The organism is Gordonia alkanivorans, assembly GCF_004011905.1.
In the GTDB taxonomy this organism is placed as follows: Bacteria; Actinomycetota; Actinomycetes; order Mycobacteriales; family Mycobacteriaceae; genus Gordonia; species Gordonia alkanivorans.
Window position 1 is genome coordinate 3,892,215 of sequence record NZ_CP027114.1, and the last position, 12,112, is coordinate 3,904,326.

General features: G+C 66.9%; 13 protein-coding genes. 9 read left to right on the forward strand and 4 right to left on the reverse strand.

Going from position 1 to position 12,112, the window contains the following annotated elements:
• Window positions 1-7 precede the first annotated feature (7 nt).
• A complete protein-coding gene (locus C5O27_RS17655; protein ID WP_425269574.1) occupies window positions 8-652 on the reverse strand; it encodes a DUF1254 domain-containing protein in 645 nt (214 codons plus the stop codon).
• A 6-nt stretch (window positions 653-658) separates the two neighbouring features.
• Entirely contained in the window at window positions 659-1,711 is a 1,053-nt protein-coding gene (locus C5O27_RS17660) for an ABC transporter permease (protein WP_127963264.1), read from the reverse strand.
• A 126-nt stretch (window positions 1,712-1,837) separates the two neighbouring features.
• Here C5O27_RS17660 and C5O27_RS17665 point away from each other — a divergent pair, with 126 nt between their 5' ends.
• Window positions 1,838-2,392, forward strand: a complete 555-nt coding sequence (locus C5O27_RS17665; protein WP_040003981.1) for a TetR/AcrR family transcriptional regulator — start codon at window positions 1,838-1,840, stop codon at window positions 2,390-2,392.
• A 12-nt stretch (window positions 2,393-2,404) separates the two neighbouring features.
• Here the strand turns inward: C5O27_RS17665 and C5O27_RS17670 are convergent, their stop codons facing one another.
• A complete protein-coding gene (locus tag C5O27_RS17670) occupies window positions 2,405-3,151 on the reverse strand; it encodes a class I SAM-dependent methyltransferase (protein ID WP_006357487.1) in 747 nt (248 codons plus the stop codon).
• 300 nt (window positions 3,152-3,451) lie between these two features.
• On the opposite strand from C5O27_RS17670, the gene C5O27_RS17675 reads away from it, so the two are divergent.
• The 3 genes from C5O27_RS17675 to C5O27_RS17685 all read left to right on the forward strand — a co-directional run bounded on the left by C5O27_RS17675 (window position 3,452) and on the right by C5O27_RS17685 (window position 5,145).
• Window positions 3,452-4,051 carry a DUF8020 domain-containing protein gene (locus C5O27_RS17675; RefSeq protein ID WP_006357488.1) on the forward strand — a complete coding sequence of 200 codons (600 nt, stop codon included), beginning with the start codon at window positions 3,452-3,454 and terminating at the stop codon, window positions 4,049-4,051.
• Between the two features lie 174 nt (window positions 4,052-4,225).
• Window positions 4,226-4,546: a hypothetical protein gene (locus tag C5O27_RS17680; protein WP_006357489.1), complete on the forward strand. Its 321-nt coding sequence runs from the start codon at window positions 4,226-4,228 to the stop codon at window positions 4,544-4,546.
• Window positions 4,543-5,145, forward strand: a complete 603-nt coding sequence (locus C5O27_RS17685; RefSeq protein WP_127963265.1) for a TetR family transcriptional regulator — start codon at window positions 4,543-4,545, stop codon at window positions 5,143-5,145. Before C5O27_RS17680 ends, C5O27_RS17685 begins: the two co-directional genes overlap by 4 nt.
• 302 nt (window positions 5,146-5,447) lie before the next feature.
• Here C5O27_RS17685 and C5O27_RS17690 read toward each other — a convergent pair whose 3' ends face one another.
• Entirely contained in the window at window positions 5,448-6,950 is a 1,503-nt protein-coding gene (locus C5O27_RS17690; protein ID WP_127963266.1) for a phospholipase D-like domain-containing protein, read from the reverse strand.
• A 121-nt stretch (window positions 6,951-7,071) separates the two neighbouring features.
• On the opposite strand from C5O27_RS17690, the gene C5O27_RS17695 reads away from it, so the two are divergent.
• From C5O27_RS17695 to C5O27_RS17715, 5 genes are all read left to right on the forward strand, one after another.
• Window positions 7,072-7,761 carry a CHAP domain-containing protein gene (locus C5O27_RS17695; RefSeq protein WP_244216536.1) on the forward strand — a complete coding sequence of 230 codons (690 nt, stop codon included), beginning with the start codon at window positions 7,072-7,074 and terminating at the stop codon, window positions 7,759-7,761.
• Window positions 7,762-7,781: 20 nt separating this feature from the next.
• On the forward strand, window positions 7,782-8,873 hold the full coding sequence (locus tag C5O27_RS17700; protein ID WP_244216537.1) for a DUF6670 family protein: 1,092 nt from the start codon (window positions 7,782-7,784) through the stop codon (window positions 8,871-8,873).
• Complete coding sequence (locus tag C5O27_RS17705; RefSeq protein ID WP_127963268.1) at window positions 8,870-9,502, forward strand: DUF2461 domain-containing protein; 633 nt, start codon at window positions 8,870-8,872, stop codon at window positions 9,500-9,502. Before C5O27_RS17700 ends, C5O27_RS17705 begins: the two co-directional genes overlap by 4 nt.
• 258 nt (window positions 9,503-9,760) lie before the next feature.
• On the forward strand, window positions 9,761-11,158 hold the full coding sequence (locus C5O27_RS17710; protein ID WP_127963269.1) for an amidohydrolase family protein: 1,398 nt from the start codon (window positions 9,761-9,763) through the stop codon (window positions 11,156-11,158).
• An 8-nt stretch (window positions 11,159-11,166) separates the two neighbouring features.
• Window positions 11,167-12,111: a putative antibiotic biosynthesis monooxygenase gene (locus C5O27_RS17715; protein WP_127963270.1), complete on the forward strand. Its 945-nt coding sequence runs from the start codon at window positions 11,167-11,169 to the stop codon at window positions 12,109-12,111.
• The last annotated feature ends 1 nt before the right edge of the window (window position 12,112 follow it).

The window sequence follows — 12,112 nt, forward strand, 5'->3', positions numbered from 1 at the left end:
AGCCGCTCTACACCATGACTCCGACTCCTCGCCGCGGCGTACCCGCGCGGGTGACATGCGTATGACGTTGTGCCCGGAAACCGGGCACAACGTCATACGGATCCAGTCCGGAGGCGGGGTCGACGCCGACGTAGGTCGCCTCCGAGGTCGGAAGTCCGCCCCAACCCGCGGCGCACCCGATGAGGTGGCGCACCGGGTCGACCTCCTCGCGGGTGCCGAAGGTGCGGTCGAACGAGTCGAGCCCCTTGGCCAGCTCCAACAGGGCGTTGCGGGTCGCGTCGAGGCTGGCGGTGTCGTAGTCCGGCGAGACGAACGCCTCCGCAGACCCCGACGTGATGGTCACCTGATTCTGCAGCTCGCCCACCACGGCAACGTCGGCAGCATCGGTCGGATCGACCAGGATCCGCACGGCGACGAGGACATACCGCGATCCGTACTGTTCCTGCGTCAGCGTGTGCTCGCCCGCAGCGTGGAGAACACCGCCGACATAGTGGTCCTCGTTCACGATCATCGCGGAGACATAGCGCTCGCCCGCGTCGGGCAGCGTGAGGACGGCAGGCTCGGCGAGGTCGACGACGGCGAAACTGTAGAGGGTGTCGCGGTTGAGCCGGATCACCGTCTGCTCGTCACTCGACGCCCGGATTCGCGCCATCGAAGCCTAGCTGGCGAGCTCGCCGGCCTCGGGTGTCGACACGGCGGCACGTCGCATTCCCGTGACGAACAGCACCAGACCGACGACGATCCAGGTGACAAGGGTCAGACCGGCGGTGAGACCGCCGGCTCCGCCGAAGTAGGCGGCCGAGCGGACCAGGGTTCCGGCCGCACCCGGCGGCAGGATCTGGCCGACGGTACCCAACCCGGACGGCAGCCATGCAGCCGAACCGGCGATACCGGCCAGCGGGTTGCCGAGGAACATCATGACCATCGCGCCGATGGTGAAACCCTTGGCACCGAACGCATTCTGCAGGCCCGCGAGCGGAATGGCCAGGGCGGCGATCCCGAGCGCGATCGAACCGGCGACGGCCCAGAACGTCGTGGACCACAGTCCCGTCTCGATGCTGCCGAACCCGAAGGTGAGCATGCTTGCGACCACGAAGCCACCGACGGCCGAGAAGGTGATCAGACCTGTCAGGTACCAGCCGTTGCTTCGCGGGAAGATCTTCCGGAACGCGACGACCGGCACGATACCGCCGAACACGAGCGGGAACGCGAGACCGCCGATGCCGATGCCGGTGGGGTCGCCCTCGGGCAGCGGGACGACGTCCTCGACCGTCACCTTCTCACCAGTTGCCTGCCCGACCGCCTGCGCGGTACCGGTGAGGCTCCCGCTGATCGACGCCGAGCCTGCGCTGGCAACCAGGGTGTGGACACCCGCCTCGTCGACCACGAAACCGCCGACCACCTCACGGTGCTCGATCGCGTCTCGCAACCCGGCCTCCGAGTCGTAGCGCTGTGGCTCGTACGCGTCGGGAGCCGCCGTGGCCAGGCTTCGCTCGAACGAACTGACCGCGGCCGGCGCACCGACCACACCGACCCGCAGATCGTGGGCACCGCTCTTCAGCGACGGCAGGATGAAGACCATCAGCAGGAGGATGAGGATGACGCCTAAACCGGCGGTCAGGCCCACCAGCATCACCATGGCCGGCGGCGTCTTCTTTCCCGAGGCAACCTTCTCCTCATTCGCCGTGATTCCCATCTCCGTGGATGTCATCGAACGTCCTCCAGACCTAAACCGGATGCTTTTCCTCCGCTATCTAGTGGATGATAGTCCTCCGGTTAGACTGGGGCTGTCAACACCGATGTGACGGACGAGTCACGGGGTCGAGAGGACGTGGACATGCGAGCAGATGCAGCGCGCCGTCGTCAGGCGATCGTCAAAGAGGCCCGTCGACTGTTCGCGGCACAGGGCGGCGGTGTCGCACTCGAGACCCTCGCCGAGGCTGCCGGGGTGGGGATCGCCACGCTCTATCGCAACTTCGAGTCCCGGCATGCGCTCGCTGACGAAGTGGCGCTCGCGATCCTGAACGACATCGGGCGCGCCGCCGACGAGGGTCTCACCCAGATCACCACCGCACCCGACGCCGCGTGGACGGCGTTCGTGAATCGGCTCGTCGAGTTGGATCTCGGCGCCCTGTCTGCAGCGTTGGCCGAGTACGTGACCGCTGCGGTCCGCACCACCCAGACCCAGACCCTGGCCCGCGTCGACGAACTGCTCGGTTCGGCCAAGAACGCAGAACTGGTCCGCGACGACCTCGACGCACTCGAGCTGATCGTCGGGATCGGCCTCATCACACGCCCTCAGCCCGAGGCCGTCGCGGCAGTGACCCCGAACCTCGTGCCGCGCCTGGTGTCCATCCTGTTGGCGGGTATGCGCCCGTCGTCCGACGACTGACCCGCCTCGCGCTCAGACCGTCCCGCGTGCGGCCCACGCAGTGGCCGAGACGATGAACCGCCCGTCGCCGAGACGCTTCCGCGCCACCGCCTCGAGTTCGCTTCGATCGGTGGCGTCGAGCGACTGCACATACTCGCCCGCCGGACCGATGCCGAAAGTGTAGGGCTCCCACCACTCCTCGAAACTCGGATGGACAACGTCGACGGTGATCGGCTCCTCGACGACGCTCCGCAGTCCGGCCATCGCGAAGAGTTCCGTGAGATGACCACGGTGCGCGCCGGACAGCAGCGCCTCATCCCGGGCGTCCGGCTCGAGCACGTGTACCGCATCCCAGAACGGGGCGAGCGCTCCGGTCGGCCCGTCCCACACGCAGGCCGCGACGGTCCCGCCCGGACGTGTCACGCGTGCCATCTGCGCGAGACCGCGAACCGGGTCCGTCATGAAATGAACCACCAACTGCGCGAGTACGTGGGTGAATTCGCCTGTGTCGTAGGGTAATTGCTCGGCAGTACCACGGCGCACGTCAACGTCGGGAAATCGTTCGCGACAGGCATCGACGAAGGGCGGGGACGGATCGATCGCGCTCACAGCAGCACCCAGTGTCAGCACGTGGGAGGTCAGCGCCCCGGGGCCACACCCGACGTCGAGGACATCCGAATCGGCACCGACCCCCGCGAAGGCGGTGAAGACCTCGGCGAGCGGATCGGCGTAGCGGCCCATGAAGCGTCCGTACGCCTCGGGCGGGACGGCGAAACCCACTCCTCCATGCTACGACTCACCGACCATTCGAACCTCATGCCAATCGATCTCGACCGGCCCGGGTCAGTACAGCTGGTCCTCGCGCCATCCTCGGGACGCTTCCCTCGATCACATGGTCCACATGTTTGGACGTCATCCGTTCATACCAAATGGAATCGGACATGCACATGCGCGATCGGAACGGTGCAACAATCACACCGCTCGAACCCGACAAAGCGCTCGGAGCCCACTAGGTGGCCGGGTGTGGTCATCGCGGCGACGGCAACGACCACATGCAGACGACGAAGTGGAGAGCGACCGATGAAGCGTTTCCGCCTGTTCGGCATCACGGCGTCGGCCATCGCCGTGCTCACGATCTCGTTCGGCACTGCCCATGGCGCGCCGGCACCTGCAGCGCCCTCACACTTGTCGATCGCCTCCGCGGACGGCACCTCCATCACGTCGAGCCTGCGGAACGCCACCTTCGTATCGGCCGGGAGCGAGCTGCGGGTCGTCGACCCGAACGGGCGGCTGCTCGAACGCGTCGCCCTGACCCTGCCCCTCAACGGGGCGACGGTGCCGCTGCGCACGCAGGTCAGCGCCGATCGCACCCAGGCGACCTTCACCCCGATCCTCACGCCGGAGGCTCGCACCGCGATCGCGGCGGGCGTTCGTCCCGCGTCGGCGAAGAAGGATCGCGCGTATCAACAGATGATCTGGCACATCAACAACGGCTGGAACCGCGGCGGCAACGTGACCACTGCAATCGGTGCGCTCACCGGCCTGATCATCGGCTGCCTCGTCATCGTCGGTTGCATCTGGGGCGCCGGGGTCGGCGCTGCCATCGGTGCGGCAATCGGCATCAGCAACGGCGATCCCGCCACCGCACAGTCGATCCTGAACTGGATCAACACCCCATGACAGAGGGGTAGCTCCCCTCGATTCCGGACGCGGCCCTTTCCCCCGCCGCCCCGGAGTTCCCCCAGGAAGATCCCTCGCGCCCTCCCCCGACAGAAACGCGCGAGGGATCTTCTTTGCAGAAGGGTACTTTACAAACCGAAACTTTTGTATAGACAACGCCCATTGTCTTGATCAGTGCCTGGCCCGGCGACCGTCCGTCCCGGTGAGCCGACAGGTGCCGGGCAGTGGCCCACCACCACCGAGCACGGCAAACTGGTGGCCATGACCATCGCCACCGACCTCGGACTCGCTCCTGGTCCCGCGACCCCACTCCCGCGCGTCCCGCTTGCGTGGTCCATGCAGCACAGCCGCAACATCCAGATGAACGGGTGGCCGGCGACGGCCGTGCGCTTCGACGTTGATGTCGACACCGGTAGCGCCGTTGACGCCGGGGGCGGGAGTGCACTGCGCGCCGAGATCTCGAACGCGCGGGTGCCGGTCGGCGCGGCAGGATGACGACACGTAATCACGGGCAGGACAGCGAGTCGCTGCTGCGCAGCTCGTTACTCGACGGGTTGCACGACCTTCTGACTGAGCGCGACTGGTCGGCGATCCGCATGTCGGATGTCGCCGCCGCCACCGGTGTGAGCCGACAAACCGTCTACAACGAGTTCGGGTCGAGATACGGCCTGGCACAGGGATATGCGGTCAGGTTGGCGAACCGCTTCGCAGGGCATGTCGCCGAATCTCTCGCCGACCACGTCGGCGATGTCACCGGCGCGCTGCGCACTGCGTTCACCGAGTACTTCACCGGCGTGGCCACCGATCCCCTGATCGCGTCACTGCTGTCCGGCGAGGCCAAGCCGGATCTGATGAAACTCATCACGACCGACGTGGCGCCGATCATCGCCACTGCGAGCGAGCGACTGTCGCAGGCATTTCGCGAGTCGACATGGTTGACCATGCCTGATTCCGACATCGAGCGGATCTCGCGCGCGATCACCCGCATGGCGCTGAGCTTCGTCGCGATGCCGCCGGAAGGCAACCGCGACGTCGCGGCCGACCTCGCCGAGATCATCGCCCCGGCCATCGAAGCCGCGCGAATCCGGGAGTGAGCCAGGGCCTGCAACGCACCGTCACCAGCCCTTCGTGGCTCGTCGCTGGCGCTCCTCACGCCTCAGGGAGCGGTGGCGCCTGGCCGCTGGCGCTCCTCGCACCTCAGGGAGCGGTGGTGACCGGTCGCTGGCGCTCCTCGCACCTCAGGGAGCGGTGGTGACCGGTCGCTGGCGCTCCTCGCACCTCAGGGAGCGGTGGTGACCGGCCGCTGGCGCTCCTCGCACCTCAGGGAGCGGTGGTGCCTGGCCGCTGGCGCTCCTCGCACGTCGGCAGCGTCGGCGTCTCGTCGCAGGGACGGATTTCAGCGCGTGGAAGTCAAGCGCGTCAGACGTTTTCCGGCTCCCCGCCGGAGCACACTGCGGTAGACCCGTTCGACCAGCGGGGTGCTCGCGTCCTCCGGGTCGACGAGCTCGTTCTCGGCGATGATCGAGGCCTCGTCATCGATGACCTCACGGTCGAAAAGTTCGAGTGTGCGGCCCGGGGTGGCCAGCGCCTCGATCGCGCCGACCAGCGAATCCTTCTCTCGCACAGCGTCGTCGAAGACCTCGGCATCGACGCCGAGGTGTTCCGACAGCAGCCGGGTCCGCATCGACGTGATGTTGACGCGGATGCGCGCATCGTCGGGGTGGTCGCGGCGGGCCTCGATCGCCACGTCGCATTCACTGTCGAAACCCAGCGATCGATTGTTGAGATTGGACGAACCGACGCGCAGCAGGATGTCGTCGATGACGAGCACCTTGGCGTGCACGTAGATCTCGTCGCCTTCCGAGGTCACCGGGTAGTAGGCGCGGAACCGGTCGTGGACGTCGGCACGCCACAGCATCCGGAGCAGTTTGTGCCGTGCGCCGTCCATGGCCAGCCGTTCGACCGGGCTGTCGGCGTGCCGTGGAAGGACCACGACGATCTCCGGGCCGTCGGGTTCGGCGAGTCGTTCGGCCAGTGCGTCTGCGATCTCGCGGGCCGCCAGGTACTGGCTCTCGATGTAGATCGTGCGCCGCGCAGCCGCGAAGGCCGCCTTGTAGAGCCGGCGGATCTCGTCGACCTCGTCACGATCGTTGTAGTGCGGGATGGTGCGGGCGACCCCGACCTCGCAGTCGGTGAACGTGACCCCGAGATCCTCGGGCCAGATGTCGGGACCGTCGGTGTCGACGAGTGGCGCCAGACGTTCACCGGTCGCCGCTTCCCAACGGTCGACGGCGACACCCGCGACGGCACGTGCCGCATCCCCGTCGAGCGCAACCGTCACGTCATGCCACGGACCATGCGGTTCGCCGTCAGGGTCGCGACGGAAGTCGTTGTGCGAGAGATGTTCCGAAGTATCCCAGCGGTCGACTGTCATGTCGATGCCACCGCAGAACGCGAACTGATCGTCGATGACGGCGATCTTCTGGTGATGTGCGGCCGACACCGGATGGGCGGCATCGATCCGGAAATGCAGTCGACGCCCGGTCAGCAGGTCCTGGACGAACGGCGGCGCCACACCGCGCAGCAGCCCGGTGAAGGCACCCGTGCTCCAGCGCAGCACGTAGATCTCGAGGCCCGGCCGGTTGGCGCCGAGCCATTTGAGGAACTCGCCGAGACGGTCTGGGACCTCTCCCTCCGGTGACCGTGGGTCCAGGCTGATGCGGGTGTCGACATCCCAGCCGATCAGGATGACTCGGCGTCGAGCCTGTAGCAGCGCCGACTTGGCGTGTAGGAAGTAGTCCGCCGCATCGACGATGCAGGCGACGCGGTCGGCGGTGGCGATCTCCCGACAGGTGTCCCCGGCACGCAGGATCGGCTCGTGCCCCGGTTCGTCAGTCATGTCGTCTTCCGCCCCGTTCGTCTCACGGTCGTGGTTCGCAGCCCCCGCCAGTCCGCCATTCTGCCAACAGCCGACGCTCGGCGCGGCACCGCACCATGTGTGGGTCCTTACACTCGTCGAGATGAGACCCGACTCGGCCAGTGACCTCGTGAAAAGCGGGGACCTCGTGAAAAGCGGGGACCTCGTGAAATGCAGGGACCTCCTCGAACGCCCGCCCCGTCGTCGACGCCGACCGATCGCCGTCGCCGCAGCGGTCGTCGTGGCCCTGCTGCTGGGCGCCGGTGCGATCGCCTGGCGCACCGTCCCCGAGCGGTGGCTACCGTGGGACACCGCGGAATTTCCCCAGGTCGACGCCACCCAACTGACGCCGACGCAGAACCAGATCGTCGAGTTGCTCCGCGCCGAGCACGCCGCGCAGCGTCCGGGGCCGTTCTACTCCGAAGGCGTCGACGAACCGTGGTGCGCGAACTTCGTCAGCTGGATCATGCGCGAGGCCGGGACACCGTTCGCCAACCCCCACTCGGGGCACTGGCGGATTCCGGGAGTGTTCACCCTGCAGGAGTATTTCGAGGACACCCGACGTTTCGAGCCGGTCGGTGACTACACGCCCCGCGTGGGCGACGTCGTGCTCTACGACCGGTCGTCGGCCCTGGGCCAACACACCAACATCGTGGTCGGGGTCGACGGCGACGAGGCCACGACGGTCGGGGGCAACGAGATGCGCAAGATCCGGGTACATGAACTGGACTGGCGGTCGGATGGCGGCGTCGTCGGGTTCGGACGCCTCGACCCGGGACCGGACGGCCGGTGATGAACGGCGACAGTCGGCACGTGTACCGCTCGCGCCCTCCGGCCGCTGTGCGACCAGCGCTGGCGGTGGCCCGCCACTTCACCGACGCCGCGCACCGCGCGTCACAGAAACCGTTCGACGGATCGCTCGATCTCCTGCCGCACACCGAGCTGCCGGGCCGCTTCGGGTGGAGCCACTACGGCCTCATGTTGCCGTCCTTGCCCGACCCACACCGGTACCTGAGCCTGATGGTGATGGCCGGCATGACCGGCCTCCACGCCTTCGACTTCCCGCAGGAGGCCACCCCCGACGACCCGCAGGACATCGTCGTCGCCTCCGCGTCGAGCGGGGCCGACAGCGCCTACGTGCGTGAGGTGCTCTCCATCCGACGCGACGGGCGGTTCGCCCCGGACCGCGCGGAGTTCGGCACACTGGCGTCGATCACCGGGACGCATCCGGAGTTCGACATCCGTATCCATGCCGGCGACCTGGACGCAACGCTGACGATGACGTGTCGGCCCAACCCCACCCGGTTCGTGAAATCGCCTGTCTGGCAGCATCTCGGCCACGTGGGACGCTACCGGGGTCAGGTGACGCACCGCGGTGCGACGACCGAGATCTCTGGAATGGGGAACCTCGAGTACGCGCGATCCATCAGTCCCTACGTCGTGCTCCGCCGGGCCACGAACCGCCAGATCCCGCTGGAGTGGTTCAGTTATCACGTCGTCGACCTACCCGGTGAACGCCAGATCCTGTTCACCCAGCTGGGGGTCTCCGGAAGCATCGTCGAGACCAACGTCATCCGTCGATCACTCGACGGCACAGTCGATCACAAGGTGCATGAGGGTTACCACCGCATCCTCGAGACGGACGACACCCCCACCGTCGACTCACACGGGAACGAGCAACTCCTCCCCCGCGTCTTCGAGTTCGGTTGCAGCGGCATCTCGGTCGTCGGAACATACGACTGTCCACCGCGATTCGCGATCGGACGGGGTTACATCTCCGGTTACGAGGCACGCGTGCGCGTCGACGGCGAGGAGTTCACCACGCGAGGATACGCCGAGCACATCGACGAACGACCTCACCGCCGCCGGAACGGGTCCGGCGCCGCGACGACAGGAATGCCATGAGCTTCGACGGATTCCCCGAAGCCGCTCTCGACTTCTACGACGATCTCGAGATCGACAACTCGAAGTTCTTCTGGGAGCAGCACAAAGAGATCTATCGCACCGCGGTCGCGGAACCGATGACGGCGCTCACCGAAGAACTCGCCGACGAGTTCGGCGCCGCCAAACTGTTCCGCCCGTACCGCGACGTGCGCTTCTCCAAGGACAAGTCGCCGTACAAGACGCACCAGGGTGCATTCGTTGCGGTGGCACCGGCCACCGGGTACTACATCCAGATCGGTGCACCCGGCGTCCGGGTCGGTGCCGGTTTCTACGAGGCCGGGCCGGCACGGCTCGCCGAGCTGCGCAAGGCCATCGACCACGACCGGCACGGACCCGAACTCGAGCGCATCGTCCGCAAACTCGCCAAGGCCGGATGGGAGATCGGCGGCGACCGCCTGAAGACCGCTCCCCGCGGCTACGACGCCGATCACCCGCGCATCGAACTCCTGCGCCACAAGTCGCTCTTCGCCGGCCGCGACTACGGCTTCGACGAGGTCATCCACACCCCGACACTCGTCGACCGCGTCCGTAAGGACTGGCGTGAGACCAACACGCTCGTCGACTGGATCGTCCGCCACGCCGCCACCTGAACGGTGAGCCACACGAACGACTTTCGCGCGACGCCGCGGCGCGTCGGGTGGGAGGGCCCGACGGACACGAATCGGTAGCGGTTCGCGATCTCGCCCCTGCCGCTCGGGTAGGGCTGTTCATACTGGCTGCGAGCCTGTGACGACGACGACGTCCACCGCGCCACGACCATATCGTTCTGCACCACCGTGACGAGCGTGAAATTCTTGTGCGGTGATGCCCGATTACGTGATGTCAGCTCGTGAGCGGAGGAGCTTTCGATGACCGATCATGTCCACCACGGTCACATCTTCCATCTGGCCGGCAGCCCCTTGATCACCGAAGCGTCCGACGCGCTCGTGGAGATCCCCGACGGCGCCCTGGCGATCGGGGCCGACGGCATGATCAAGTACTGCGGTGAGAAGTCCGGGCTACCAGCGGAGTTCGCCTCCGCTCGACGGCACGAGCATTCCGGCGGTTACCTGATCCCCGGTTTCGTCGACACGCACATCCACTTCCCGCAGACCTATGCGGGTGACTCCTACGGTGGCGGACAGCTTCTGGAGTGGCTGAACCTCTGCATCTTCCCGTCCGAATCGAAGTTCGTCGATCCCGAGTTCGCGCGAGCCGCGGCGGTCGAGTTCACCAAGCGACGGGTCGCGGCCGGGACGACCGCGATGATGGCGTTCGGGTCGGCGTTTCCCCACGCGCAGGACGCGCTGTTCGAGGAGACCCGCAAGGCGGGGCTGCGCCTGGTCTCCGGGCGCGGAATCCAGACCGTGGGCGGCGATACCGCGAAGCCACTGCTCACGTCGGAGGAGGACGCGATCCGCCTGACGAGGAACGAGATCGAGAAGTGGCACGCCGCCGACACCGGCGACCACCGAACAGCGCTCCTGCACGTCGCGATCGTCCCGAGGTTCTCGTTGTCGGTGACCACCCAGACACTGCAGAACCTCGGCGAGCTCTACGACGAGTACCGCGACCGGGGCGTCTACGTGCACACCCATCTCAACGAGAACGGCCGGCCCGGAACCGGCGAGATCGACACGACCAAGAACGTCTATCAGGTCGACTCGTATCTCGACACCTACGACGGGAAGTTCCTGCCGGGATCACAGGTCGGCGGCAAGAGCCTGCTCGGTCCGCGCACCATCCTCGCGCACTCCGTGCACTGCCAGGACTCCGAACTGGCGCGCATGGCCGAGACCGGGACGTCGATCTCGCATTGCCCGGTGTCGCAGCTGTTCCTCGGTTCCGGGACGATGCCGTGGAAACGCACGGTCGCGTCCGGGGTGAACATCTCCGCGGGAACCGATTTCGGGGGCGGTGACGAGTGGCTCATCCCCCGCGTACTCGGCGACGCCTTCAAGCAACACATCACCGAACCCGGCGAGGCGGGGGTGTCGATGCATCCGGCGGAAATGCTGTTCATCGGAACACTCGGCGGAGCGCGCGCACTCGACATGGAGAGTCGCTTCGGCAACTTCGACGAGGGCAAGGAGGCGGACTTCCTCGTCATCGAGCCGGCCGACGGCCTGAAAGCCACGCTGGAGAATGCGGTCCGCTCGGACGATCCCATGCTCGCCCGCGATCAGACCCTCTTCGGGCTGCTGATGGGTATTCGCGAATCCTCGGTCGCCGAGGTCTACGTCCAGGGCCGACGAGTGGTGGTGTAGCCGGCGCGATGGTTGTCACCCTGTCCGTCTTTCATCCCGCTTCGCAGGCGGGATTCGCCGACTGGGCGGCATTGCTCGCCGCGTCGGCGGCCGACACCGAGGGCTGCCTCGGCACCGACATCTCGACGGTGACCGATGGCCATTTCGAACCGGCGGTGGCGGCGACCTTCGTCGACGAGATGGCATGTGACCGGTGGGTCGACAGCGCCCGGCGCGCGGAAATCCTGCGCAAGGGACGCGATCTCGGTTGGCTGCCGTCGGCGCCGACGCTCGAACTCGTCGACGGCGAGGCTCCCCCGTCCGGAGTCGGCGCCTTCCGTCACGACATCCTCCCGGGCAGGTCCGACGAGTTCCTCCGCGCGCAGCGTGAACTGACCGACGCCGCATCGGAGTTCAGCGGATATGAAGGAACCGCCCTGTTCATCGACGACGCCACCGGGACCGCGCTGTCGGTGTTGCGCTTCCGCACCGCCCGGCAGCTATCGGCCTGGGTGTCATCTCGGGAACGCGGCGAAGCGCTCGACATCTTGCGATCGAGCCTCACCCACGACTTCGAGACGATGTCGGCGACCACCGCCTTCGGCACCACGGTGCGCACCGACAACGGCCGCTTCCGTCAGACGCCGAACTGGAAGTCGGCGATGATGGTCCTGTTGGTGCTGTACCCCACGGTGATGATTCTGTCCCGGTTCCTCGGACCGGTGCTCGACCGTATCGGAGCGGAACCATGGCTGGCACTGTGGCTGAGTCAGGTCGTGAGCGTCGGGTTGATGCAATGGTGGCTCATGCCGTGGGCGGCGAAACCGTTCCGCCGCTGGCTGGATCCGGTGGACGGCAATGGCCTGCGCAGCAATCTGGCCGGGGCCGTGACGATTCTGCTGCTCTACATCGTGTGCCTGGTGATCTTCGCCAACGTCACCTGGCTCCAGTTCTGGGATTACGTGGACAGCTGAC